Source organism: Aquisalimonas sp. (assembly GCF_007120195.1).
Taxonomy (GTDB): Bacteria; Pseudomonadota; Gammaproteobacteria; order Nitrococcales; family Aquisalimonadaceae; genus Aquisalimonas.
Genome location: NZ_SKOG01000045.1, coordinates 1 through 23,487, shown reverse-complemented (window position 1 = coordinate 23,487; position 23,487 = coordinate 1). Strand labels below are relative to the sequence as shown.

Below are 23,487 nucleotides of genomic sequence, written 5' to 3'. Positions count from 1 at the left end.
ATGCAACGCATCATGAAGTCGTCCATTGTGATTTGTCTGTTGGGCGCAGCCGGCCTGACTGCGCAGGCCCAGGCAGATGGCCTGACACCCGTGCTCGGTGGGCTGTATGGGGGTGTGGCAACGGCGTATACAGACGTTGACGACGTCAGTCAGGACTCCCGTTTCGGCAGTCACGTTTATCTGGGCGTGGATCTGCTGCGTCTGCCCGCGATCGCGCGCTTTGGGGTCGAGGCCGGCTACCTGCGTACGGGGCGCATCGAGACCAACGGCGGCACGACGCGGATCGAGAATTACAGCGGCAGCGCCATGGCCACACTGACGACGCTCCCTGGCATTGATCTGCATGCCCGCCTCGGTTATGAGGACGGCGATACCCGCGGCGGTTTCCAGGCGGTGGGTGCCACGGTGGCGCCCCTGCCGCTGCTCGGGGTGCGCGCTGAGTATTCGAATAACAACGACTTCGACGCCATTACCTTGGGTGTGCGCCTGCGTTTTCCCTAAGGGGTAGTGGTTCGCAGCGGTTGTATGCATGAGGGCGTCAGGATGTGGCCCCGGGGCATGGGGCGCGCGTATGCGTCGCTGGACCATCCGCGACGCGCTGTTGCGGGCTTAGCTGTCAGCGGGGGATGAACCTGCGGCCGCACTCGGCTACGCTTGATGGCAAACAATCCCCAACACTCGCAGGCGGATGCACTTATGAGCAAGGATTTCCAGGAACAGGCACTGCGCTATCACCGCGAACCCACCCCCGGGAAGCTGGAAATTACCCCCACCAAGCCGCTCGCGAACCAGCGTGATCTGTCATTGGCCTACTCGCCCGGGGTGGGCGCGGCCTGCCAGGCGATCCTCGCGGATACGGAGGAGGCGGCGCGGGTGACGGCGCGGGCCAATCTGGTGGCGGTAATCACCAACGGGACCGCGGTGCTGGGTTTCGGCAATATTGGCCCGCTCGCCGCCAAGCCGGTGATGGAAGGCAAAGCGGTGCTGTTCAAGAAGTTCGCCAACATTGATGTCTTCGATCTGGAAGTGAGCGAGAACGACCCGGAGGAGCTGATTCGCACGGTGGTGCGGCTGGAGCCGACCTTCGGCGGTATTAACCTGGAGGACATCAAGGCGCCGGAGTGCTTCATTGTCGAGGAGGCGCTGCGCGAGCGCATGGGCATCCCGGTGCTCCACGACGATCAGCATGGGACGGCCATTATTGTGGCGGCGGCGGTGACCAATGGCCTGCGCGTGGTCGGGAAATCCATCGAGGAGGTGACCCTGGTCTGTTCCGGGGCGGGGGCGGCGGCGCTGGCCTGCCTGGATTTGCTGGTGAAGCTGGGTTTGCCGCGCGAGCACATTACCGTCACGGATATAGATGGTGTGGTCTATACGGGCCGGGAGGAGGGCATGGACCGCTGGAAGGCGGCCTATGCGCGGGAGACTGATGCGCGCACGCTCGATGAGGTGATCGATGGCGCGGATCTGTTCCTGGGGTTATCGGCGCCGAACGTGCTCAAGCCCGATATGGTTCGCCGCATGGCCGACAGCCCGGTGATTATGGCGCTGGCCAACCCGACGCCGGAGATTCTGCCGGAGCTCGCGCGCGAGGTGCGCCCGGATGCCATCCTCGCCACCGGGCGCTCGGACTACCCGAACCAGGTCAATAACGTCATCTGTTTTCCGTACATCTTCCGCGGGGCACTGGATGTGGGTGCCTCGGACATCAACGATGCCATGAAGCTAGCCTGCGTGGAAGCCATCGCCAACCTGGCCTTGGACGAGCCCTCGGAGCTGGTGACCAAGGCCTACGGGGGGCACGAGTCACGTTTTGGTGCCGACTACCTGATTCCCAGCCCGTTCGACCCACGGCTGCTGGTGCGCATTGCGCCTGCCGTGGCCCGGGCGGCCATGAGCAGCGGCGTGGCGGCAAGGCCGATCGAGGACTTCGAGGCCTATCGCCAGCAACTGATCCAGTTTGTCTACAAGTCGGGGCTGTTGATGAAGCCGCTCTTCGAGCGGGCGCGGCAGTCGCCGCGGCGACTCGTGTTCGCCGAGGGCGAAGATCGGCGGGTGCTGCAGGCCGCCCAGGAAGTGGTGGACGAGGGCCTGGCAACCCCGGTGCTGGTCGGCAGGCCCGCGGTGATTGAAGCGCGCATGAGCCAGCTGGGCCTGCGTATGCGCTCCGGCCAGGACGCGATCGTCGTCGACGTGGACAACGATCCGCGATTCGAGGACTACCACAACGACTACCAGAAAATCATGGGGCGTCGCGGCGTCTCGCCGGACGAGGCCAAGGGTGCGGTGCGCACCAACGGCACCGTGATTGCCTCGCTGATGGTGCGCAAGGGCCACGCGGACTGCATGATCTGCGGTGTCGTGGGCAAGTTCCAGCGTCATCTCGACGATGTCAATCACGTAATCGGCGTCGCGCCCGGGGTGCATTCGCTCGCCACGCTGACGGCACTGATTCTGCCTGCGGGTACGTTTTTCATTTGCGACTCCCACGCCTCCTCAGAGCCCACCGCCGATGAACTGGTGGACATGACCGTCATGGCCGCGGAACAGGTCGCTGGTTTCGGCATGGAGCCCAAGGTGGCGCTGGTGTCGCGCTCGAATTTCGGCAGCCAGGACACGGAAGCGGCGCGTCGCATGCGCCAGGCTGTGGAGCGCCTGCACCGTGAGCAACCGGATCTGGAGGTCGACGGCGAGATGCACGCCGATGCGGCGCTGTCCCAGGAAATCCGCGATGCGGCCTACCCGGAGTCCCGCCTGAGCGGGGCCGCCAACCTGTTCATCATGCCCAACGTAGATGCCGGGCACATTGCCTACAGCCTGCTGAAGCTCCTCGGGGGTGGTGTCTCGGTGGGGCCGATTCTGATCGGCGCCGACAAGCCCGTGCATGTCGTCACCCAGTCGGTCACCGTCCGGGGGCTAGTGAACATGAGCGCACTGACCGTCGCCCAGTCCCCGTCCTCGGACGCCGAAGCACACAAAATGCCGGCCTAACCGGTTGCCGGTATGATGCGCGCCATGGCCGGGCACAGCCTGTGCGCCGGATGTTCTGCTGGGGGGGTGATGACGCCGCGTCTGTCTCGCACGGTTGTGCTTGCGGTATTGCTGTTTGTCACCGCCATGGGCATAGCGGTGACTGCCCTCGCACAGGACGCGCCCGCCGGGGGTGAGCGCAGCGAGGCCTATTCCCGCCTCGCCGATATCCTCGAGGATGAACAGGCCCGACAACGACTGATCGGCGATCTACGGGCTCACGCCCAGCCGGCGGCCGACGGGGCCGGCGCGGAATTGGCCACCGAACCTGAGGAAAGCTTTGCGGTGTCACTGCCGCGCCGCGTGGCGGACCTCACCCAGGGTGTCGCCGAAGGGCTCGTGTCCGAATTCCGGGAGGCGGCAGCCGTATTGGGGCGCCTGGAGGTGGCCGAGGCCGCCGCCGGATTGGCGGCCATCGGCCCGATCGCCCTGGAGCTGGGGGTGGTCGTCCTCGTCACCCTAACGGCATTCTTCCTTTTCCGCCGCTTGGCCAGGCCGTTGTTCGCGAGAGCGAGCCATTGGGTCCTGGCGAGTGGCCGTGAAGGGTTCGGCGTCCTGCGCCGGGCCGTGGCAGTCCTCGCCGCGGCTGCGGTTGACTTGGTGATCATCATCCTGGCATGGGTGATTGGCTATGCCCTGGCCTTGTTCGTGCTGGGCGACGCCGGCGAGATGGATACGCGCCAGGCGCTGTTCCTGAACGCCTTTTTGCTTGTAGAGGTGTTCAAGGCGCTTCTCCGTATCGTGTTCGCCGCCCGCGACGAAGGTCTGCGCTTGCTGCCCATGGCCGGTGAGGAGGCGGCGTACTGGAACCTGTGGTTGGCCCGTCTGGCCGGGTTCATTGGCTACGGGCTGATGGTGGTCGTGCCGATCATCAACGCCGACGTGGCGCCGGAACTGGGGCGGGTTGTGGCCGTGCTGATCATGGCCCTCGCGTTCCTTCACGCCCTGACCATCATCCGCCAGAACCGAGCACGGGTGCGCGAAATCCTAGAGGCCCGCGCGCGGGAAGCCGCGGGCGGGTTCGCGGGTGCATTGTTCCAGAGTCTCGGCCGCGTTTGGCACATCATCGCCATCGCCTACTTCGCTGCGCTCGCCCTCGCCACCCTGGTGCGCCCGCACGACGCGCTGCCGTTCATGGCGCAGGCCACGGTGCAGACGCTGGTTGCTGTGGGCGGTGGCTTGTTCGTCTCGGTCATGCTGACCCAAATCATCAGTCGCCAGATCCACGTCCCGGAAGAGACCCGGCAGCGGTTTCCGCTGCTCGAGCAGCGTTTGAACGCCTACGTGCCCACGGCGCTGAAGATCGTGCGGGCGATTATCCTCGTGGTGGTTCTGGCGCTGCTGCTCGATGCCTGGGCCGTCTTTGATCTGGGTGCCTGGCTCGTCTCCGACGCGGGCACCACAGTGCTGACCACTGCCATCACCGTGGCGCTGATCCTGGCGGCGGCTGTAGTCGTCTGGGTCGCTGTCGCCAGCTGGATTGAGTATCGGCTGAATCCGGCTGCCGGCACGCGGGAGCCGGGATCCCGCGAGCGCACGCTGCTGACGATTTTTCGCAACGCAGTTGCCATCGTGCTGGTGACCATGACGGCGATGATCGCGCTGTCGGAAGTCGGCATTAACATCGGGCCGCTGATCGCCGGCGCCGGCGTGCTCGGCCTGGCGGTGGGCTTCGGCGCGCAGAAGCTGGTGCAGGACGTGATCACCGGCATATTCATTCAGCTGGAGAGCGCCATTGACACCGGTGATGTGGTCACGGCAGGCGGTATCACCGGAACCGTGGAGAAGCTCACCATCCGCTCCCTGGGTATGCGCGACCTTGCCGGGACGTACCACATGGTGCCGTTCTCCAGCGTGGACGCGGTGTCCAATTACATGCGCGATTACGGTTATCACGTGGGGGACTACGGCGTCGCCTACCGTGAAGACACGGACGAGGTCATCGCCCGTCTGCGGGATGCCTACGATGAGCTGTCCGCGCATCCGGAGCACGGCCGCCTGCTCGTCGGCGAACTGGAGGTCTTCGGTGTCACCGCGCTGGGTGCCAGCTCGGTTAACGTCCGCGTGCGTATCAAGACCGTGCCGGGAAGCCAGTGGGCCATTGGGCGGGCGTACAATCGCCTGGTCAAGCGCCATCTGCAGGCCGCCGGTATCGAGATTCCTTACCCGCACATGACGCTCTACTTCGGCGAAGAGAAAGACGGCACTGCGCCGCCGGCCCGCGTGCGGCTGCTCGAGCAGCGCAACAGGCACGCATCCGGTGATACCGAGGCGGATGTGGACCCGGAACGGGCGCGGGCCAACCCGAAGTGGAAGCAGGACTTCGACGAGGATTAATCCGGCGCGTGCCAGTCTAACCGGTAACGTCTTCTACCGCCGGTCGGTGCGCTGGTGGTTCCTTTCCCTATCGCTCCGTCGGGGCCTCACCCCCCTCAGCCCGCACCGCAACATGGCTACAGCGTCACCGCATTTCGGAGGCCTGCCGTCGGGTGGTCTGCCAGCCGATAAGAAAGGCCGCGCCAAGGAGGGTGGCGAGCGTCGTGTCCGCAATGGTAGCAGCGGACATGGCAACACCTCCTTCGTTCATGGAACTCACACACCGGCGGCAAGCGTCTGGACGTCGTATCGATTGATCCTGCAATCAGCAGTCACGAGCACGAGCTCCTCTGCCTGGGCCTGGGCGATGAGCATGCGATCGAATGGATCGCGGTGATGCGCTGGGAGTCCGCCGGCGCGTTCACTATGCGCGAGCGTGATCGGCAATTCCAGGAAGCCCTCCTCGAGGACCACCGCGCTTAGTCCCTCCGGCACTGTCAGCTTGCCCAGTGCGCGCTTTATTGCGATCTCCCAGGCGCTCGCGGCGCTGACGAACGCGGCATCCGCGCGCATGATCGCTCCCCGTGCCTGCTCGCCGAGCTCGGTGGCGTCACCGAGCCACCAAAGCAGCGCGTGCGTGTCGAGGAGCAGGCGTCTCACCCCGAACGGCCTTCGAAGTCGTCGATCACGTCATCGGGGGTGTTGTCGAAATCCGGCGCCATCCAGATTCGCCCCTTGAGTCGGCCGGGTCTACGCTCTCCCCGCTCGCCCCGGTACGGCACCAGCTCCAGGCAGGGCGTGCCAGCCTTGGCGATCACGATCCGCTCGCCGCCGAGCGCCCTTTCCACCAGTTGCGACAGCCGGGTCTTGGCCTCGTGAATGTTGACCTGCATGGTGACCTCCCGTGTAAGTTGACTAAGGTTAGCTAACCTGCGCGCGGCGTACAAGTCGGCGCCCGCTATACTCGCCCGTGGCGCTCACCCTGGCGGCTCGCACGAGCCCTGCGCGCACACCGGCGAGCGCCACATTCTCCCCGCGGCTGCGGCACGCAAGTGGGTTTCCACTACCCGGCGTGGATCCCGATCCCTGGATCCGCGTCTGTTGGCGACGGACAGGCAGCCGCCGGCAATCTAGCTCCTTCACCTAGGCATTCCAGGGTGAGCCCATCCGCAGTGCCGCATCGGTCTCCATGAATGCCGGGCCACAATCGAAGCGTAACCTCCTTCGGCAAGAGGCCCGGGTATCCTATCCGGGGCGAACGGGGGGCGCGGAGCCGGAACGGGCGCGGGCAAACCCGAAGTGGAAGCAGGACTTCGACGAGGATTGATCCGGTGGGTGCAGGCGACTAGCCGCTTGCCCGCATGCCGCCCGGCGGCCCGCCGTTGGGCGGCGGGGGTGTCCAGACATTGCGGAAGGCCTGGTGGCTGCGCTGCGGAATCGCCCGGGAGAATTGCAGGCGCACACTCGCCCCATCTCGCACACCAATGATTCTCCCGCTATTGATTCCGTGCCGTCGGGCGACGTCTTCGCATCCGCTCAGAAAGTCCGGGGGCGGCCGGCCGGAGCGGGCATGCGCGCGGCCTCCGGACAATTCCACAACGAACCGGATGCGTAGCCGCCAGAGCGCGAGCCCGGCGACCAGCGCGAGCAGTGCGGCCGCGGCCAGGACCGCGATGACAGGGTCTGCGCTCATGGACATGGTGGGCCCAGCCTACCGGTGCAGCGTCGCTCGTGCCACCGCCCAGACGGTTACTTGCGTTGCGCCTGAGTGAATCAGTGCCCGGGCGGCCTCATCCACCGTGCTTGCTGTGGTGATGACATCATCGAGCAGCGCGATGCGTCGCCCGCGGACCGCCGCGCTGGCGACAAAGGCGCCGCGCAAATTACGCTGGCGATCCGTACGCCCGAGCCCGGCTTGAGCCGCGGTGGGGCGCCGGCGCTGTACCCAGCCATGGCGCACGGGAATGCCCAGGGCGCGGCTGACGGGCCGCGCGAGTTCCGCCGCTTGATTGAAGCCCCGCTCCCGGAGTCGGCGGCGATGCAGCGGCATGGGCACGATGGCGTCGGCGACGGCCTTGCGCTGTTTGAGCTCCCGGGCCAACAGCCCGCCGAGCAGGCGACCGGCGGGCAGCTGGCCGCGGAACTTCAGCGACTGGATCAGCCCGTCGACCGGCGCCTCGTACACCCAAGGAACGATGGCGGTGTGGAATGCCGGTGCATCGGACTGGCAGTGTGCGCATCGCTGCTGGCCCGCCGGCACCGGCAGCGCGCAGCGCCCACAGGCATGCCGGTTGCGGGGCAGCTCCCGGTAACAGCCGGCGCACAGATCCAGGCGGCCGACCCCGGTCGCCACGCAGCACAGGCACGAGGGGGGCAGGAGCGCCTGAAGTAGCGATTGGAACCTTTCGTAAACCGAAGCCATGATTTTTGGTTGACAGTCCCTTGTTGCTCGCTACCATCCCAGACAAGCACTCCAGCCACACGCGAGAACCACACCATGCCCGAAGCCTCCCAGGACGTGCGCCACGACTGGAGTCTGGACGAGATCCAGGCACTGTTCGATTTGCCTTTCAACGATCTGCTGTTCCGGGCGCAGTCCGTGCACCGGCGCTTTCACGACCCCAACGCAGTGCAGGTGAGCACCCTGCTGTCGATCAAGACCGGTGCCTGCCCCGAGGACTGCAAGTATTGCCCGCAAAGCGTCCATTATGCCACGGGTCTCCAGCGTGAGGCGCTGATGGACAAGGACAGCGTGATCGAGGCCGCGCGCGCGGCTCGCGATGCGGGGGCAACGCGTTTTTGCATGGGGGCCGCCTGGCGCAGCCCCAGGGGCCGGGACCTCGTTCGAGTCGCGGAGATGGTCAGCGCGGTCAAAGAGTTGGGCCTGGAGACCTGCGCAACCCTGGGCATGCTGGACGCCGAGCAGAGCCGGACGCTCCAGCAGGCCGGCCTGGACTACTATAATCACAACGTGGATACCTCGGAAGCGTTCTACGGCGCCATCATTACCACACGGACGTATCAGGATCGCCTGGATACCCTGCAGCGGGTCCGGGAAGCGGGCATGAAGGTGTGTTGCGGTGGCATCCTCGGCATGGGTGAATCCCAGGCGGACCGGGCTTCAATGCTGCGTACCCTGGCGAACCTGCCGGCGCATCCCGAGAGCGTGCCGATTAACCAGTTGATCCGCGTCCCGGGCACGCCGTTGGCGGACGCCGAGGACCTTGACCCGCTCGATTTCGTGCGCTCCATCGCGGTGGCGCGCATTCTCATGCCCCGTTCCCATGTCCGCCTGTCGGCTGGGCGCACGGAGATGAGTGATGAGACCCAGGCGCTGTGTTTTCTCGCCGGCGCCAATAGCATCTTCTACGGCGAGAAACTGCTGACCACCGGGAATCCGGACGTGGCGAACGACCAGCGGCTGTTCCGGCGCCTGGGCCTTGAGGCGGAAGGGGCGACGTGCGCGAGGGCGGCCGCTGCCGCCGACTCCGCCGCGGGCGCCTAAGGCGCGCGGCAGGCCATGTGGGATCTGCAGGATGAATTGGACAAGCTGCGCGCCCTCGGGTTGGAGCGGCGGCCGCGGGCGTTGGCGCCGGTGGACGCGGTTACCGCACGCACCAGGGAGGGGCGGGAGCTGCTGGTGTTCTGCAGTAATGATTACCTGGGCCTGGCCCAGGCGCCGGAGGTCGCTGGCGCGTTGCGCCAGGCGGTGAATCGCGACGGTGTAGGCAGTGGTGCCGCCCATCTCGTGACGGGCCACCGGAGCGAGCACGCGGCCCTGGAAGCGGAGCTTGCGGAGTGGCTCGGGCGCGAGCGCGCCCTGTTGTTCTCCACCGGCTACATGGCGAACCTGGGTGTGGTCTCGGCGTTTGTCGGGCGTGGCGATCTGGTCGTGGAGGATCGCCTCAACCACGCCTCCTTGCTGGATGCCGGACTGCTGAGCGGGGCCCGCATGCAGCGGTATCACCATGGCGATGCGACGCATCTGGCCGCGCGCCTGCAGCGGGCTGCCCGGCGACGGCTGGTGGTCACGGACGGTGTGTTCAGCATGGACGGCGATGTCGCGCCACTGGCTGCCGTGGCGCAGGCGGCTCGCGACCGGGACGCCATGCTGATGGTCGATGATGCCCACGGCATCGGCGTGCTGGGGGAGGAGGGCCGAGGTGCGGTCGCCGAGGCGGGGCTTGGCCAGGACGATGTGCCGTTGCTGGTAGGGACACTCGGCAAGGCCCTGGGGACGTTCGGGGCATTTGTGGCCGGACCGGCGGACTGTATCGATTGGCTGGTGCACAAGGCGCGCCCTTATGTCTACACCACCGCGCCGCCGCCGGCGCTAGCGGCGGCCACCCGCGCGAGCCTGCGCCTGGCCCGCCAGCAGCCGTGGCGCCGGCAGCACCTGGAGGCTCTGGTCTGCCGCTTCCGCCGGGGTGCCGAAGCGCTCAGGCTGCGTTTGATGGCCTCGCGTACCGCCATTCAGCCCATTGTGGTGGGCGACGCAGGGGCGGCTGTGCAGGCGAGCCAGGCACTGGAGGACCGTGGGGTGTTGGTCACCGCTATTCGTCCACCGACGGTGCCGAAGGGCACAGCGCGACTGCGGGTGACACTCTCCGCGGCGCATTCCGAGGCCCAGGTGGATCGCTTGCTGGAGGCGCTCGCGGCCATTCGCCCACGCCTGGGCGCGGCATGATGGCGACCGCGCCGCGATGCGTGGCGGGCTGCCGGGAGGCGTACCATGGTGTCAGTGACAGCTGGGAAACAACTCCATGAGCGAGAACACCGCCGGTACTGACAAGGCGGCCATCCGCCGCGCTTTCGACAGCGCCGCAGAGACCTATGACCAGGCGGCCGTGCTGCAGCACGAGATCGGCCGGCGATTGCAGGAGCGCCTGGATTTCATCCGCCTGACACCGCAGCGGGTACTTGACGTCGGCGCCGGTACCGGGGGATCCACCGCCGCGCTGCGCCAGCGCTATCGCAGGGCCCGTGTCATGGCGCTGGATCTGTCCTCGAACATGCTTCGCCGCGCGCGCCAGCGCGGTAGCTGGTTGCACCCGGTGCCGGTTATCTGCGGTGATGCCGAGTCGTTGCCGCTGGCCGATCGCAGCGTGGATCTGCTGTTTTCCAACGCGACTTTCCAGTGGTGTGCCGATCTGGATCGCCTGTTCGGGGAGTGCCAGCGGGTCCTGCGGCCCGGCGGCCTGCTCATGTTCTCAACGTTCGGCCCCGATACGCTGCGCCAACTGCGCGAGAGCTGGTCGGATGCCGATGGCTATCGGCACGTGAACCGTTTTGCGGATATGCACGATATCGGCGATGCGCTGGTCTCCGCCCGGTTCGCGGATCCGGTGATGGACATGGAGTACTTCAACCTCACCTACGACTCCGTGGGCGCGTTGATGCGCGACCTGAAGGCCATCGGTGCGCAGACCGTCACCGGGGGCCGGGCGCCGGGCCTGACCGGGCGCGGCCGACTGCAGCGCATGCACGATGCCTATGAGCGCTACCGGGACGTGGACGGCCGCCTTCCGGCCACGTGGGAAATCGTCTACGGCCACGCCTGGGCGACCGATCAGCTGCCGCAGCGCAAGGACGATGCCGGCAACGTCACGGTCTCCTTCGATGCCATTCGCCGGACTCTGAAAGGGCGGTCGTGATGCGCGGTGTGTTCGTCACGGGGACCGATACCAACGTGGGCAAGACAGTTGCCGGCTGTGCGCTGCTCGCGGCCCTGAACGCCTGCGGGTTGCGCACTGCCGCCATGAAGCCTGTGGCGTCCGGCTGCGAAACCACACCGCAGGGGCTGCGTAACGAAGACGCGCTGGCGCTGATGGCGGAGGCCGCTGTCAGGCATGACTACGAGAAGGTCAACCCTGTCGCCCTGGCGCCCGCCATCGCCCCGCACCTTGCGGCGGCCGAAGCGGGCGTCACCATTGATCTCGCCCGTCTCGTTGCCGGGGCACGGGCCCTTGCCGCAGAGGGCGATATGCTGCTGGTCGAGGGAGCGGGCGGCTGGCGTGTCCCCCTGACCGCCGACACGGGGTTCGCCGATCTGGCCGTTGCCCTGGGGTATCCGGTGGTGCTGGTGGTCGCCGTGCGGCTTGGTTGCATCAATCACGCCCTGCTCACAGCCGAGGCGATTCGTCGGGACGGGTTGCCCTTGGCGGGCTGGATCGCGAACGTCATGGTGCCCGATGAGCCGCGTCTGCAGGGCCAGATCGCCAGCCTCGAGGCACGCCTTGCGTGCCCGCGACTGGCAACATTGCCCTGGGAACCGGGGGCGGCGCCGCGGGAGCGGATGCGGCACCTTGATTGCGGACCACTGCTGCCGCGCTGAACTCGCCGCCGCCCGTGGCGACGGCGAATCAGTGACTTGGCTGAGTCGCGCCGGGCCGCGTGCGCCATCCCGGCGGAGGGCGATCCCAGCCCGCTTTCCTCCTTGGGGGAACTCAACTAGACTACGTAGGCGACTCGGTGTCATGGTGTTCTTGCCCTGGCATGCCAGGGTCATTTTGAGGCCTTGGGATTGCATCGCCATGGCTATGACGCGAAGCGATTCGGCCGATGACGCGCGGTTGTTCGAGTTGCGGCCGAACGCCGGTGTGTATTGGCGGCAGACCCTGATCATCTTCCTGATGCTCTCTGCGGTTTGTCTTGGTATTGCGATCGCCTTCGCGTTCGCGGGTTTCTGGCCGATCCTGCCCTTCGCGGGGCTGGAGATCACGGCCCTGGGTGCGGCACTCTACGTGTCCGCGCGCCGGGGGAATTACCGCGAAGTGATCCGCGTCACCCCCAGCCGGGTACTGGTAGAGAAGGGGTGGCGCCACCCGGAGCAGGCCTGGGAATTCCAGCGTGCCTGGTCTGAAGTGGAGCTGCAGCGTTCACCGCTGCAGTGGTATCCCGCCCGGCTCATCATTCGCTCGGGCGTCGAGCAGGTCGAGTGTGGTGCGTTTCTCACGGATGAAGAGCGCGAGACTCTCGCTGAGGAGCTTGTGGAATGTATCGGGCCCATGGCCGCCGTCGGGGATTCAGGATCCCGCCGCGTTGGCTCCGCGGGCGAGTGAACACGAACCGATAAAGCCGCCAATTCCATTTTGGGGGGAGCGCGTGGAATGACTTCGAAGATGCTGGTGAGAGCCCTCACCGCGGTGGGTCTGATCGGCCTGCTGTCAACGGCGGCAGCGGCGCCGGGTGAATCCGGATGGCGCCAGCCGTGGGGGCTTAATCTTCCCGAGGGGGTGACGTCCCTGAGTCGGCTGTCCTACGACCTGCACATGCTGGTGTTCTATATCGTCTGTGTCATTGCCGCCATCGTGTTCATCGGCATTTTCTACTCGATGTGGAAGTTCCGCAAATCCGCCGGTGCCAAACCCGCTCACTTCCACCACAACACCACGGTCGAGGTGATCTGGACGGTGATTCCGTTTCTGATCTTGCTGGGCATCTCCATACCGGCGACCCAGACCATGATCAAGATGGAAGACACGACCGACTACGAGATGACGGTCAAGGTCACCGGCTACCAGTGGATGTGGGAGTACGAGTACCTGGATGAGGACATCAGCTTCTTCAGCCGGATGGATCCCGACAGCCAGCTGGCCCGTCAGCGCAACCCGGAAATTTCACCCCGGGAAGTGGAACACTACCTGCTCGACGTCGACAACCCGCTGGTGGTCCCGATCGACAAGAAAATCCGCTTCCTGCTCACTGCCAACGACGTGATCCACTCCTGGTGGGTACCGGAGCTGGGTTGGAAGAAGGACACCATCCCCGGTTTTATCAATGAGGCGTGGGCCCGGATCGAAGAGCCCGGCGTGTACCGCGGCCAGTGTGCCGAGCTGTGTGGCCGCGACCACGCCTTCATGCCCGTCGTGGTGATCGCACTGGAGCAGGAGGAATACGAGGACTGGGTCGCCGAGCAAAATGGTGAGGCTGCCGCGGTAGGGGATGAGCCGGCGGAGGCGGATATCGACGATGTCGCCGAGGAGGAACTCGAGGACATGTCCGAGGACGAGCTCATGACTCTTGGCGAGCAGGTCTACAACAGCCAGTGCCTGGCCTGCCACCGCGCCGAGGGTGAGGGTATGGCCGGCTTCCCGGCACTTGACGGGAACGAGATGGTGACGGGAGACGTGAGTGCCGTTAACGACGTAATCATCAACGGCGTCTCCGGCACGGCCATGCAGGCGTTCGGGGGCCGCCTTGACGATCGGGAGATTGCGGCGGTGGTCACCTACATCCGCAATGCCTGGGGTAACGATGCAGGCGACCTCGTTCAGCCGTCCGAAGTTCGCGACGCCCGCTGAGCAAAGCTCGGGAACAAGACTGAGAACAGAGAGGTAGACGAGCCCATGTCCTCCGCAACCGATACCGCGCACCACGGGCATGACCACCATCATGCCCCGCCCTACGGCATAACGCGCTGGCTGTTCACGACGAACCACAAAGACCTCGGTGTCCTTTACATGTCCTTCGGCCTGCTGATGTTCTTTATCGGCGGTGCCATGGCGATGATCATCCGGGCGGAGCTCTTCCAGCCAGGCTTGAACTTGGTTGACCCGTACTTCTTCAACCAGATGACCACCATGCATGCCCTGGTGATGATCTTCGGGGCCGTCATGCCCGCGCTCACGGGGCTGGCGAACTGGTTGGTGCCGGTGCAGATCGGCGCACCGGACATGGCGCTGCCGCGCGTCAACAACTGGGCGTTCTGGCTGCTGCCGGCGGGGTTCGTACTGCTGCTGGCGACGCTGTTCATGCCCGGCGGGGCGCCAGCAAGTGGCTGGACCATGTACCCGCCGCTGGTTCTAATGCTCGGGGATTCCTTCCCGTTCCTGATCTTCGCGGTGCACATCCTCGGCATCTCGTCGATCATGGGCTCGATCAACATCGCGGTCACCATCCTGAACATGCGCGCCCCGGGCATGACCCTCATGAAGATGCCGCTGTTCGTATGGACGTGGCTGATTACCGCTTTCCTGATGATTGCGGTGATGCCGGTGCTCGCTGGCGCGGTCACCATGCTGCTCACTGACCAGTACTTCGGCACCAGCTTCTTCAATGCCGCCGGCGGCGGTGATCCAGTGATGTTCCAGCACATCTTCTGGTTCTTCGGTCACCCTGAGGTGTACATCCTGATCCTGCCTGCCTTTGGTATCGTCTCGGCGATCCTGCCCACGTTCGCCCGCAAACCGCTATTCGGCTACAGCTCCATGGTCTACGCCACGGCATCCATTGCGTTCCTGTCGTTCATTGTCTGGGCGCATCACATGTTCACCGTGGGATTACCACTGGCCGGGCAGCTGTTCTTCATGTACGCCACCATGCTGGTCGCGGTGCCCACTGGCGTGAAGATCTTCAACTGGATGGCCACCATGTGGCGCGGCAGCATGACATTCGAGACGCCCATGCTGTTCTCCATCGCCTTTGTGCTTCTCTTCACTGTTGGTGGTCTCTCCGGGGTCATGCTGGCACTGGCGCCGGTGGACCTCCAGTACCACGACACCTATTTCGTGGTGGCCCACTTTCACTATGTGCTGGTAACCGGGACCATCTTCGCCATCATGGCCGCAGTGTATTACTGGCTGCCGAAGTGGACCGGCCACATGTACGACGAAAAACTGGGCAAGATCCACTTCTGGGTGTCCGTCATTTCCGTGAACGTGCTGTTCTTCCCGCAGCACTTCCTGGGGTTGGCTGGCATGCCGCGGCGTATCCCGGACTACGCCCTGCAGTTCGCAGAATTCAACATGATTTCCTCCATTGGCGGCTTCGTGTTCGGGTTCGCTCAGCTTTTGTTTGTATGGATCATCATCAAATGTGTTCGCGGTGGTGAGAAGGTCACTGACCAGGTGTGGGAAGGTGCGCAAGGCCTTGAGTGGACGTTGCCGTCACCGGCGCCGTACCACACATTTGAAACGCCGCCGGTTGTGAAGTAGCGAGGTGGTCATTGGACGACAATAACCGCAAGTCGGGGCCGCAGCGGCGGGGCGTCATCGCCACCGCCGCGGTCCTGGCCGCATTCGCTGTCGGAGTTTATCTCACCTTTATCCTGTTGCAGGTGCGCCTATGAGCCATGAGACAACCAGCAAGAGGCATACGAAGACCGTAACCAAACTGTTGCTGGTGACCGTCGGCATGTTCGGCTTCGGATTTGCGCTTGTTCCGCTGTATGACGTGATCTGCGATATCACCGGGCTGAACGGCGTTGTCAACCTGCAGGCGGCGGACCATGATGGCGCCACCGTCGACGAGGACCGCACAGTCACGGTGGAGTTCATCGCCACCGTCAATGGCAACAGGCCCTGGACATTCAAGCCCGAGGTCCGGCGCATGGAGGTCACACCCGGGGAGTTGCACACGGTGACCTTCCGGACGACGAACGGGCAGAGCGAGGACACGGTCAGCCAGATCGTGCCCAGCGTGGCCCCCGGACTCGCCGGCCGGCACTTCCGCAAGACGGAGTGCTTTTGCTTTACGGAGCAGCCGTTCGAGGCGGGGGAGAACCGGGACATGTCCGTGACGTTCTTCATCGACTCGCGCATCGATGAGCGTACGAACACGGTCACGCTGTCCTATACGCTTTTCGACCTCGGCGCCGGTGATGACCCTGATTTTGACCCCGAGGACGCTGAACTGCACGCCAATACGCGCTGAACGGCGAGACACGAGGAAATAGAACATGAGTCTAGCACAGGGCACCTATTACGTACCTCACGAAAGCCGCTGGCCCGTCTTTGGCATTCCGGGCATAGCGCTTCTCATGGCCGGTTTCTCGGTGTATCTGAACGGGGGCGGCTGGGGCTTTCCGATCATGATCCTGGGGGCGGTCATCACGCTGATCATGACGGTCATGTGGTTTCGTGACGTGGTCCATGAGAGCGTGGCCGGGAAGTACAATGAGCAGGTGGACATGTCCTTCCGCCAGGGGATGGCGTGGTTTATCTTCTCCGAGGTGATGTTCTTCGGCGCGTTTTTCGGCGCGCTGTTCTACGCCCGCGTGCTCTCAATCCCTTGGCTGGGCGGTGACGATGCGGCCACCAGCCAGTTTCTGTGGGATTCCGTACTGCTGTCCTGGCCAACCGCTGGCCCGGGAATGCTGGACGTGGACTTCACGGCCATGGGCGCCTGGGCGTTGCCGACGATCAACACCCTGATTCTGCTGACCTCGGGTGCGACGCTGACCTGGGCGCACCATGCGATGAAGGAGAACCACCGCAAGCAGGTGATCATCGGGCTGGCCCTTACAGTGCTGTTGGGGGCGACGTTTAGCTCGATCCAGGCGTATGAGTATGTTTATGCTTGGGAAGAACTGAGCCTGCGCATGGATACCGGGATCTACGGCTCATTGTTCTACATGCTCACGGGCTTCCACGGCGTGCACGTGATCATCGGTGCGCTCACGCTATTCGTGATCCTGATCCGTGTAATCAAGGGCCATTTCACGGCCGATGATCATTTCGGCTTCGAGGCGGCAGCGTGGTACTGGCACTTTGTGGATGTGGTCTGGCTGGGTCTGTTTGTATTTGTGTACGTGATCTGACGCAGGTCGGTCCCATGCAGCGGTCGCGGGGCTCTCCCGCGGCCGCATCATCGAGTTCACCGGCAGCTTAACAGCCCTTCCGCCCGTCTAACGGCGGAAGGGTTCGTTCGGCTCGATAACGCCCGTCAGCAGGAGGGCTATCAGCACGAGGAACAACCCGATCGAAAGTCCGATGCGCCAGGTTAGGGCGCGCACCACCCGACGGGAGTCGCTCTTGTCGCGGACGAGGAAGACCGCGCCGGAGAAGAGGCTGAACACAATGGCCACCATGGCCAAAACGATGGAAATTTTGATGACGATGGTCATGGGCGTTGACCTGGACAGCGGAGCGCGGGCGCCCCGGGGGTAAGCTCACGCTGGCCGTCTGGCGACGACCGATCGAAGGAGTATACGCAGGATGTGCGGGAGCTGACACCCCGGCATTCGGAGATGATCATGCGCATCGGGCGCTTTACATTCACGCCGAGCCTGGTGCCGACCGTGGCAACGCTGCTTGCCTTGCCGGTGCTGATATCGCTCGGATTCTGGCAGCTTGAGCGCGCGGAGCAGCGGCAGGCCATAGCAACCGCCTATGAAACCCGGGATCAGCGATTGACAATCGACCTGAATCGCGATGGCGTCTCCGATTCGGACAGCCAACCGCTGAACGCGGGCGCGCGGGGCACCTACGACGATGACCGGCAATTGCTTGTGGACAATCAGCCCCACCGGCGGCAGACCGGTTACCATGTTCTGACCCCATTACATCTGGAGGGCCGGGACGAGGCGGTGCTGGTGGACCGGGGCTGGGTGCCGGCTGGGGACAGGCGCTCCGAGCTTCCGGATGTGGCCGTGGGGGACAGCCGGCGGGAGATCCAAGGGCACGTGGATCAGGGTCCACCCACGGGCTTGCGCCTCGGAGGTATTGCCGACGGCGAGACGGGCTGGCCCCTGCGCATTCAGTACGTCGCCTATGACGAACTCGAAGAGCGCCTGGGATATCCGCTGCTCCCCGTGGTGCTGCGCCTGGACCCCGCCGCACCGGATGGGTTTACCCGCGAGTGGGGGCCGGCCTTCGAGGAAGGCTATGGCCCAGAGCGCAACCAGGGTTATGCGGTTCAGTGGTTTGGACTCGCGGCCGCCCTCGTGGTGATCTTTATTGCTGTGAACCTGCGACGAGTAACTGCCGATGACGCAGAGGGATGAGCAAACCCGGCGCGGTCGCCGGATGCTATTGTTGCTGCTGGCGGTGTTTGTCGTACCGGCGGCTGTCGCCTGGACACTGTTCTTTTCGGGTTGGCGGCCGGCGACGACATCCAATCACGGTGAGCTCCTCGACACCCCCACCCGCCTGAATCCTCCGGAACTCAGGCAGATGGTCGGTCCCGGGGACGATAACGCCTTGGACTTCCGGGGCAAATGGACCATGCTGATGGTCTCGCGCGGCCCGTGCGAAGACGCCTGTGTGGAGCGACTCCGGGCGACCCGGCAGATACGCCTTGCGCTGGCGCAACACACCGACCGGGCGCAACGCGTCCTGGTCTTGCCGGAAGGCGTCGATCCGCCCCCCGAAGCGGTGCTCGCCCGGCACCGTGACCTGTATGTGGTCGCCGGCCCCACCGACTGGGTGGGAAACGGGAACGAGGCCCTGTCGCTGAGCCTGGCCGACACCCGCGGCTACCGCATGATGCGCTACAGCGATCCGTTTGAGCCCTCCGGCATGCTGGCGGATATGAAGCATCTGTTACGTCTTTCCAATATCGACATCGAGCGCCTTGACGGCCTCTCGGAGCAAGACTGATCCATGCGCACTGCGAGGTTCTTCCGCCTATGCCTGGCGGCATCGATTCTGACGGTAGTTGTCGTGCTGCTCGGCGCCTGGGTGCGCCTGGAGGATGCCGGCCTTGGCTGTCCGGACTGGCCCGGGTGCTATGGCATGCTGTTGGGTGTGCCGCAGACGCCGGAGGCCATCGAGGCGGCCAATCTCGCCCACCCCGAGCGGCCGGTGCACGTGGGCAAGGCCTGGAAGGAGATGATTCACCGCTACGCCGCCGGGATTCTCGGGCTGACGGTGCTCGCCATGGTGGTGATTGCCGTGCGCAATCGGCGGGATGCGGCTCAGCCGCTGCGGTTGCCGTTGTTGCTCGGAGTCCTGATTGTTGCCCAGTCCGTGCTCGGCATGTGGACGGTGACCTGGCAACTCAAACCGCTGGTGGTGACCATGCACCTGCTCGGCGGCATGGCGACCTTGGCCCTGCTGTGGTGGCTCACCCTGCGTACCGGAGGGTTTCTGCAGGCGGCGCGCAGCGAGGCGGCGCAATCATTGCGGCCATGGGTGCTCGTGGTGCTTGGCATCGTTGTCGCCCAGATTGCCCTCGGTGGGTGGGTCAGTACGAACTACGCTGCACTGGCATGCACGGATTTCCCTCGCTGCGGAGGGCAATGGTGGCCCGAGGCAAACTACGCCGACGCGTTTGTCCTCTGGAAAGGGCTCGGGGTGGACTATGAGTTTGGCGTGCTTGATCACCCGGCCCGGGTTGCCGTGCATTTTGTGCATCGTATCGGTGCCGTCGTCACCGCATTCGCCGTGATCGCACTGGCTGTCGCCGTGTGGCTGCGGGCCCGGACTGTGCCGCCGCGCCTGCTGGCGGGCGTGATGGTGGCTGTTCTCGGGGTTCAATGGGCGCTCGGCATTACCAATGTGCTGGCGGGGCTGCCCTTGTTCGTGGCGGTTGCTCACAATGGGGGGGCGGCATTACTGCTGTTGAGCGTAATCACCCTTTACCATACCCTTCGTCCTTTGCGGACATCGGCCACGTTCATGCGGGAGCAGCCGGTGTGACTTCAAGCATCTCGACACGGTTCACCGGGCTCAGAGGTATGGCGGAACTCACGCGCCAGTGGGAAGACTACTACGATCTCTGCAAGCCGAAAGTGGTCGCCTTGCTGGTGTTTACCGCCATCGTCGGTATGGTGCTTGCCGCACCGCCCGCGGAAGTACCCTGGAATGCCCTGATCTTCGGCAGCCTGGGGATCGCGCTGAGCAGTGCGTCCGCTGCGGCCATCAATCAGATCGTCGATGAAAAGGTTGACGCCGCCATGGCGCGAACCCGTGGTCGGCCGCTGCCTCGGGGTAATTTGCCCGTTGCCCGGGCCGTGGTCTTCGCGGGCGCCATTGGGATCCTCGGGCTCGGGACGCTGTACTGGCTGGTCAATCCGCTGACGGCCTTGCTCACGTTCTTGTCGGTCATGGGCTACGCGTTCGTCTACACCATGTACTTGAAGCGGGCCACGCCCCAGAACATCGTCATCGGCGGCGCCGCTGGCGCCGCACCGCCGGTGCTGGGCTGGGCCTCGGTGACGGGAACCATTGACCCACACGCGCTGTTATTGTTTCTGATTATCTTCATCTGGACACCGCCGCACTTCTGGGCGCTGGCGATTCATCGGCGTAAAGACTACGCCAAGGTTGACATCCCCATGCTGCCGGTGACCCATGGCGTGCGTTTCACCGAAGTCCAGATCCTATGGTATACGGTGCTGCTGGCGGCGGCCAGCCTGTTGCCATTCGCGACGCAAATGAGCGGGCCGCTGTATCTGGTCGGCGTCCTCTTCCTGAACGCGGGGTTTCTGTATTACGCAATTGCCATGCGTCTCTCGGAGGACGCGCGGCTGCCGATGCGGGCATTCAGTTACTCAATTACCTATCTGATGGGAGTGTTCGGCTTGCTGCTGGTGGATCATTACCTGCCGCTGCTGTCCCGGTTCGTTCCGGCCTGACCCCCGGGGGGTGCCTGCGGCTTGCGCGTCCTCGGGCGTCCCCCTTTGCCTACCACAGCGGCCGATTCGCCTCGCTGGCCTGTGTGCAAGAGGCGACTCGGCAAGCAGGGGATGGCACCGGGCTGGCATGACCGCCAGTCCGGCCTCCATTCGAACGGTCAGACTGGTCGTAACCGCCCGTTGCCCCGTTCAAGACACGGCGTTCAGCGGTACCAGCGGCTCAGCCCTCGCCCCAGCGGCGGAATACCAAACTGCTGTTGGTGCCGCCAAAGCCGAAGCTGTTGGACATCACTGCCCGAAGGTTCGCGCTATCCTGGCGGTCGCGAACGATGGGCATACCTTCAGCCTCCGGGTCAAGGTTGTCGATGTTGGCGGAGGCGGTAATAAAATCGCCCTTCATCATGAGCAGGCTGTAGATGACTTCGTGGGCACCGGCCGCACCCAGCGAATGGCCTGTCAGCGACTTCGTGGAACTGATCGCCGGTATCTGCTCGCCAAATACGTCGCGAATCGCGCTGAGTTCAGTGATGTCGCCGGCGGGGGTGCTTGTGCCGTGGGCATTGATGTAGTCGATGGGCCCGTCGTGGGTCAGGAGAGCCTGTTGCATGCATCGCGTGGCGCCCTCTCCGGAGGGCGCGACCATATCGTATCCGTCGGATGTGGCCCCGTAGCCCGTCAGCTCAGCATAGATCTGGGCGCCTCGCGCGCGGGCGTGCTCCAACTCCTCAACCACCAGCATGGCACCACCGCCGGCGATGACGAATCCGTCTCGATCAGCGTCGTAGGCGCGTGAGGCGGTCGCCGGTGTATCGTTACGCCTGGATGACAGCGCACCCATGGCATCGAAAAGCATGGTCATGCTCCAGTGCTCTTCCTCGCCCCCGCCTGCAAACACGATGTCCTGCTTGCCCAGCTGGATCTGTTCCATGGCGCTGCCAATGCAATGGGCGCTCGTGGCACAGGCCGAGGTGATGGAGTAATTGAGCCCCTTGATCCGGAACGGCGTCGACAGACACGCCGATACGGTACTGCCCATGACCTTGGGAACCATGTAGGGGCCGACCCGCTTGACCCCACGCTCCCGCAGGATGTCCGCCGCCTTGACGAGGTTCTCCGTGGAGGCGCCGCCAGAGCCGGCGATCAGACCGGTGCGCGGGTTGGAGACCTGATCCGGCGCCAGGTCGGCATCCTTGATGGCTTGCTGCATGGCGACGTAAGCGTATCCGGCCGCATCCCCCATAAATCGGCGGGCCTTGCGGTCGACATGCTCTTCAAGATCCAGGTCCACCACGCCGGCGATGCGGCTGCGCAGACCCATTTCCTCGTACGCCTCCCGGTAGCGGATACCCGAGCGGCCATCACGCAGACTGGCCGTGACTTCAGCCTGGTCGTTGCCCAGACACGAAACAATGCCAAGGCCTGTAATTACCACACGTTTCATACCGGTTCGCTCCTCACCAGGCTCAAGCCCCGGGCCTGCCCGCAGGATGTACGCAATGGCCTGCCGGTTCACCGCGCATCGCCACTGCGCCTTTGCACCGCCAGCGCAAGCGGTTGCCGAGCTACGCTCTCATGGATTCCGGCGACTGGAACAGGCCAACGCGCAGGTCGGCTGCACTGTAGATCGGCGTGCCGTCGACGAGCATCTCCGCGTCGGCAATGCCCATAACCAGCTTGCGCATGATGACGCGCTTCATGTCAATTCGATAGGTTACCAGCTTTGCGTCCGGTAGCACCTGACCGAAGAACTTCACCTCCCCCGCGCCGAGCGCGCGGCCGCGGCCAAGGCCGCCTTTCCAGCCGAGGAAGAACCCGACCAGCTGCCACATGGCATCAAGCCCGAGGCAACCCGGCATCACAGGGTCATTCTCAAAGTGGCAGGCAAAAAACCACAGGTCCGGGTGAACATCGAGCTCAGCGTGAATTTGACCCTTACCATATGCGCCGCTCGTGTCATCAATGTTAACGATTCGGTCGAGCATGAGCATGTTGGGTTTGGGCAACTGGGGGTTGCCAGGACCGAATAACCGCCCCTCCCCACAGCGAATCAGGTCGTTGTAGTCGAAGCTTGAGTCGTTCTTGCTGTAGTGCGGATTCGTCGCCATCTGACCCTCGGGCGGCGGCATCGGACGCGTCGGCGCACCGTCGCGGCAGCCGCGTTCATGAATAAGGGCAAAGTGTAAGGGATACGCCGCCTTGTATCGAGTAGGATGCGGGGAGTTGTCCAAAAAAAACCCCGTGCGGACACGGGGCAAACGTGGAGGGCAACCACTTGAAAGCTTTGTGGCCTGCCGGCTACCGAGTCGGGGGCCGGTGGCGTGCGCGCGACGTCGTTACTGCCGCGCCTCGATCATGCCGACGACCTCTTCGCGCATCTCGGGGTCCCGCTCAAGCGCGGCAGCGACGGCGGAATACTCCTGCACTTCAAGACCACTGTCCTGGATGGCCTGCACCATCTCGTCGTTGGCTTCCTGCTGCAGACCCTGGGCGTCCTCGGTCGCTTCCGCGCCCTGAAGCTTCTCGGAATACTCGCGATGGATCTCCCCTACCTTGACATAGGCATCGGCGAAGCGTTCCAGCGTTTCGTCGTCAAATTCCTGCTGTTCGGCCATCCCGTCTGGCTGCTGTTCGTAGGTGTCTGCCTGGCCATCTTCGGCCTCTTCAAAGGCCTGCGCGCCTAATACAGGGAGCAGCAGCAGGCCGGAAAACAGTACCGGAATCATGAAGCGCGTCGAATTTCGGTGTTTCATTGGGTGTCTCCTCGTGAGTAGGTTCAAATTCAGTGCCCGCTATAAATGCAGGGGTCATGCCAGGTTGCCTTATCGGCTGCGTTACAATGGCCT

At 64.5% G+C, this 23,487-nt stretch carries 25 protein-coding genes; 17 read left to right on the top strand and 8 right to left on the bottom strand.

Annotated elements, in window-relative coordinates; genetic code table 11:
- The 3 genes from QZT63_RS03905 to QZT63_RS03895 all read left to right on the top strand — a co-directional run.
- Nucleotides 1–501: outer membrane beta-barrel protein (locus QZT63_RS03905; RefSeq protein WP_290648757.1), on the top strand; the 501-nt coding region annotated here is incomplete at its 5' end.
- A 195-nt stretch (nt 502–696) separates the two neighbouring features.
- A complete protein-coding gene (locus QZT63_RS03900) occupies nt 697–2,991 on the top strand; it encodes an NADP-dependent malic enzyme (RefSeq protein ID WP_290648756.1) in 2,295 nt (764 codons plus the stop codon).
- Nucleotides 2,992–3,060: 69 nt separating this feature from the next.
- Complete coding sequence (locus tag QZT63_RS03895; protein ID WP_290648755.1) at nt 3,061–5,367, top strand: mechanosensitive ion channel domain-containing protein; 2,307 nt, start codon at nt 3,061–3,063, stop codon at nt 5,365–5,367.
- Between the two features lie 255 nt (nt 5,368–5,622).
- Here QZT63_RS03895 and QZT63_RS03890 read toward each other — a convergent pair whose 3' ends face one another.
- The 4 genes from QZT63_RS03890 to QZT63_RS03875 form a co-directional block, all read right to left on the bottom strand.
- Nucleotides 5,623–6,006: a type II toxin-antitoxin system VapC family toxin gene (locus QZT63_RS03890; RefSeq protein ID WP_290648754.1), complete on the bottom strand. Its 384-nt coding sequence runs from the start codon at nt 6,004–6,006 to the stop codon at nt 5,623–5,625.
- Nucleotides 6,003–6,239 carry a type II toxin-antitoxin system prevent-host-death family antitoxin gene (locus QZT63_RS03885; protein WP_290648753.1) on the bottom strand — a complete coding sequence of 79 codons (237 nt, stop codon included), beginning with the start codon at nt 6,237–6,239 and terminating at the stop codon, nt 6,003–6,005. Before QZT63_RS03885 ends, QZT63_RS03890 begins: the two co-directional genes overlap by 4 nt.
- A gap of 452 nt (nt 6,240–6,691) precedes the next feature.
- Nucleotides 6,692–7,045 (bottom strand): DUF3634 family protein, encoded by a 354-nt coding sequence (locus QZT63_RS03880; protein ID WP_290648752.1) that lies wholly within the window; start codon nt 7,043–7,045, stop codon nt 6,692–6,694.
- 12 nt (nt 7,046–7,057) lie between these two features.
- On the bottom strand, nt 7,058–7,768 hold the full coding sequence (locus QZT63_RS03875) for a ComF family protein (protein WP_290648751.1): 711 nt from the start codon (nt 7,766–7,768) through the stop codon (nt 7,058–7,060).
- A 75-nt stretch (nt 7,769–7,843) separates the two neighbouring features.
- On the opposite strand from QZT63_RS03875, the gene bioB reads away from it, so the two are divergent.
- The 10 genes from bioB to QZT63_RS03825 all read left to right on the top strand — a co-directional run bounded on the left by bioB (nt 7,844) and on the right by QZT63_RS03825 (nt 16,885).
- Entirely contained in the window at nt 7,844–8,851 is a 1,008-nt protein-coding gene (gene bioB, locus QZT63_RS03870; RefSeq protein ID WP_290648750.1) for a biotin synthase BioB, read from the top strand.
- 15 nt (nt 8,852–8,866) lie between these two features.
- Complete coding sequence (bioF, locus tag QZT63_RS03865) at nt 8,867–10,033, top strand: 8-amino-7-oxononanoate synthase (RefSeq protein ID WP_290648749.1); 1,167 nt, start codon at nt 8,867–8,869, stop codon at nt 10,031–10,033.
- Between the two features lie 76 nt (nt 10,034–10,109).
- The gene (gene bioC, locus QZT63_RS03860; RefSeq protein ID WP_290648748.1) at nt 10,110–11,000 is read left to right on the top strand and encodes a malonyl-ACP O-methyltransferase BioC; all 891 of its coding nucleotides are present in this window, start codon (nt 10,110–10,112) and stop codon (nt 10,998–11,000) included.
- Nucleotides 11,000–11,680, top strand: a complete 681-nt coding sequence (gene bioD, locus QZT63_RS03855; RefSeq protein ID WP_290648747.1) for a dethiobiotin synthase — start codon at nt 11,000–11,002, stop codon at nt 11,678–11,680. The genes bioC and bioD overlap by 1 nt, the downstream gene beginning before the upstream one ends.
- A 199-nt stretch (nt 11,681–11,879) precedes the next feature.
- Entirely contained in the window at nt 11,880–12,407 is a 528-nt protein-coding gene (locus tag QZT63_RS03850) for a DUF2244 domain-containing protein (RefSeq protein ID WP_290648745.1), read from the top strand.
- 48 nt (nt 12,408–12,455) lie between these two features.
- Nucleotides 12,456–13,649, top strand: coding sequence for a cytochrome c oxidase subunit II (coxB, locus tag QZT63_RS03845; protein WP_290648743.1), 1,194 nt, complete (start codon nt 12,456–12,458; stop codon nt 13,647–13,649).
- A 45-nt stretch (nt 13,650–13,694) separates the two neighbouring features.
- Entirely contained in the window at nt 13,695–15,281 is a 1,587-nt protein-coding gene (gene ctaD / locus QZT63_RS03840) for a cytochrome c oxidase subunit I (protein ID WP_290648741.1), read from the top strand.
- Nucleotides 15,282–15,292: 11 nt separating this feature from the next.
- A complete protein-coding gene (locus tag QZT63_RS03835; protein ID WP_290648739.1) occupies nt 15,293–15,415 on the top strand; it encodes a hypothetical protein in 123 nt (40 codons plus the stop codon).
- A complete protein-coding gene (locus QZT63_RS03830) occupies nt 15,412–15,999 on the top strand; it encodes a cytochrome c oxidase assembly protein (RefSeq protein ID WP_290648738.1) in 588 nt (195 codons plus the stop codon). Before QZT63_RS03835 ends, QZT63_RS03830 begins: the two co-directional genes overlap by 4 nt.
- 25 nt (nt 16,000–16,024) lie before the next feature.
- Nucleotides 16,025–16,885, top strand: a complete 861-nt coding sequence (locus QZT63_RS03825) for a cytochrome c oxidase subunit 3 (protein ID WP_290648736.1) — start codon at nt 16,025–16,027, stop codon at nt 16,883–16,885.
- 87 nt (nt 16,886–16,972) lie between these two features.
- Here the strand turns inward: QZT63_RS03825 and QZT63_RS03820 are convergent, their stop codons facing one another.
- On the bottom strand, nt 16,973–17,191 hold the full coding sequence (locus QZT63_RS03820) for a twin transmembrane helix small protein (protein ID WP_290648734.1): 219 nt from the start codon (nt 17,189–17,191) through the stop codon (nt 16,973–16,975).
- 129 nt (nt 17,192–17,320) lie between these two features.
- On the opposite strand from QZT63_RS03820, the gene QZT63_RS03815 reads away from it, so the two are divergent.
- From QZT63_RS03815 to cyoE, 4 genes are read left to right on the top strand one after another with little or no spacing between them, the layout of a single operon-like run.
- Nucleotides 17,321–18,070 carry an SURF1 family protein gene (locus QZT63_RS03815; RefSeq protein WP_290648732.1) on the top strand — a complete coding sequence of 250 codons (750 nt, stop codon included), beginning with the start codon at nt 17,321–17,323 and terminating at the stop codon, nt 18,068–18,070.
- A complete protein-coding gene (locus QZT63_RS03810; protein ID WP_290648730.1) occupies nt 18,054–18,665 on the top strand; it encodes a hypothetical protein in 612 nt (203 codons plus the stop codon). The genes QZT63_RS03815 and QZT63_RS03810 overlap by 17 nt, the downstream gene beginning before the upstream one ends.
- A 3-nt stretch (nt 18,666–18,668) precedes the next feature.
- Nucleotides 18,669–19,706 carry a heme A synthase gene (locus QZT63_RS03805; RefSeq protein WP_290648728.1) on the top strand — a complete coding sequence of 346 codons (1,038 nt, stop codon included), beginning with the start codon at nt 18,669–18,671 and terminating at the stop codon, nt 19,704–19,706.
- Nucleotides 19,707–19,744: 38 nt separating this feature from the next.
- Nucleotides 19,745–20,644 carry a heme o synthase gene (gene cyoE, locus QZT63_RS03800; protein WP_290648759.1) on the top strand — a complete coding sequence of 300 codons (900 nt, stop codon included), beginning with the start codon at nt 19,745–19,747 and terminating at the stop codon, nt 20,642–20,644.
- A gap of 220 nt (nt 20,645–20,864) precedes the next feature.
- Here cyoE and fabB read toward each other — a convergent pair whose 3' ends face one another.
- The 3 genes from fabB to QZT63_RS03785 all read right to left on the bottom strand — a co-directional run bounded on the left by fabB (nt 20,865) and on the right by QZT63_RS03785 (nt 23,394).
- Nucleotides 20,865–22,085: a beta-ketoacyl-ACP synthase I gene (gene fabB / locus QZT63_RS03795; protein ID WP_290648726.1), complete on the bottom strand. Its 1,221-nt coding sequence runs from the start codon at nt 22,083–22,085 to the stop codon at nt 20,865–20,867.
- A gap of 121 nt (nt 22,086–22,206) precedes the next feature.
- Nucleotides 22,207–22,749, bottom strand: coding sequence for a bifunctional 3-hydroxydecanoyl-ACP dehydratase/trans-2-decenoyl-ACP isomerase (fabA, locus tag QZT63_RS03790; protein ID WP_290648758.1), 543 nt, complete (start codon nt 22,747–22,749; stop codon nt 22,207–22,209).
- Nucleotides 22,750–22,977: 228 nt separating this feature from the next.
- Nucleotides 22,978–23,394: a DUF4168 domain-containing protein gene (locus tag QZT63_RS03785; RefSeq protein WP_290648724.1), complete on the bottom strand. Its 417-nt coding sequence runs from the start codon at nt 23,392–23,394 to the stop codon at nt 22,978–22,980.
- Between the last annotated feature and the right edge of the window lie 93 nt (nt 23,395–23,487).

Bases quoted from the DNA above. Each gene is read 5' to 3' on its own strand.
- QZT63_RS03820 (WP_290648734.1), bottom strand. From the start codon at position 17,191: ATGACCATCGTCATCAAAATTTCCATCGTTTTGGCCATGGTGGCCATT.
- QZT63_RS03900 (WP_290648756.1), top strand. From the start codon at position 697: ATGAGCAAGGATTTCCAGGAACAGGCACTGCGCTATCACCGCGAACCC.
- fabB (WP_290648726.1), bottom strand. From the start codon at position 22,085: ATGAAACGTGTGGTAATTACAGGCCTTGGCATTGTTTCGTGTCTGGGC.
- QZT63_RS03850 (WP_290648745.1), top strand. From the start codon at position 11,880: ATGGCTATGACGCGAAGCGATTCGGCCGATGACGCGCGGTTGTTCGAG.
- QZT63_RS03825 (WP_290648736.1), top strand. From the start codon at position 16,025: ATGAGTCTAGCACAGGGCACCTATTACGTACCTCACGAAAGCCGCTGG.
- bioC (WP_290648748.1), top strand. From the start codon at position 10,110: ATGAGCGAGAACACCGCCGGTACTGACAAGGCGGCCATCCGCCGCGCT.
- QZT63_RS03895 (WP_290648755.1), top strand. From the start codon at position 3,061: ATGACGCCGCGTCTGTCTCGCACGGTTGTGCTTGCGGTATTGCTGTTT.
- QZT63_RS03815 (WP_290648732.1), top strand. From the start codon at position 17,321: ATGCGCATCGGGCGCTTTACATTCACGCCGAGCCTGGTGCCGACCGTG.
- QZT63_RS03785 (WP_290648724.1), bottom strand. From the start codon at position 23,394: ATGAAACACCGAAATTCGACGCGCTTCATGATTCCGGTACTGTTTTCC.
- QZT63_RS03810 (WP_290648730.1), top strand. From the start codon at position 18,054: ATGACGCAGAGGGATGAGCAAACCCGGCGCGGTCGCCGGATGCTATTG.
- QZT63_RS03885 (WP_290648753.1), bottom strand. From the start codon at position 6,239: ATGCAGGTCAACATTCACGAGGCCAAGACCCGGCTGTCGCAACTGGTG.
- ctaD (WP_290648741.1), top strand. From the start codon at position 13,695: ATGTCCTCCGCAACCGATACCGCGCACCACGGGCATGACCACCATCAT.
- fabA (WP_290648758.1), bottom strand. From the start codon at position 22,749: ATGGCGACGAATCCGCACTACAGCAAGAACGACTCAAGCTTCGACTAC.
- coxB (WP_290648743.1), top strand. From the start codon at position 12,456: ATGACTTCGAAGATGCTGGTGAGAGCCCTCACCGCGGTGGGTCTGATC.
- QZT63_RS03805 (WP_290648728.1), top strand. From the start codon at position 18,669: ATGCGCACTGCGAGGTTCTTCCGCCTATGCCTGGCGGCATCGATTCTG.
- bioD (WP_290648747.1), top strand. From the start codon at position 11,000: ATGCGCGGTGTGTTCGTCACGGGGACCGATACCAACGTGGGCAAGACA.
- cyoE (WP_290648759.1), top strand. From the start codon at position 19,745: ATGGCGGAACTCACGCGCCAGTGGGAAGACTACTACGATCTCTGCAAG.
- QZT63_RS03830 (WP_290648738.1), top strand. From the start codon at position 15,412: ATGAGCCATGAGACAACCAGCAAGAGGCATACGAAGACCGTAACCAAA.
- bioB (WP_290648750.1), top strand. From the start codon at position 7,844: ATGCCCGAAGCCTCCCAGGACGTGCGCCACGACTGGAGTCTGGACGAG.
- QZT63_RS03875 (WP_290648751.1), bottom strand. From the start codon at position 7,768: ATGGCTTCGGTTTACGAAAGGTTCCAATCGCTACTTCAGGCGCTCCTG.
- QZT63_RS03880 (WP_290648752.1), bottom strand. From the start codon at position 7,045: ATGTCCATGAGCGCAGACCCTGTCATCGCGGTCCTGGCCGCGGCCGCA.
- bioF (WP_290648749.1), top strand. From the start codon at position 8,867: ATGTGGGATCTGCAGGATGAATTGGACAAGCTGCGCGCCCTCGGGTTG.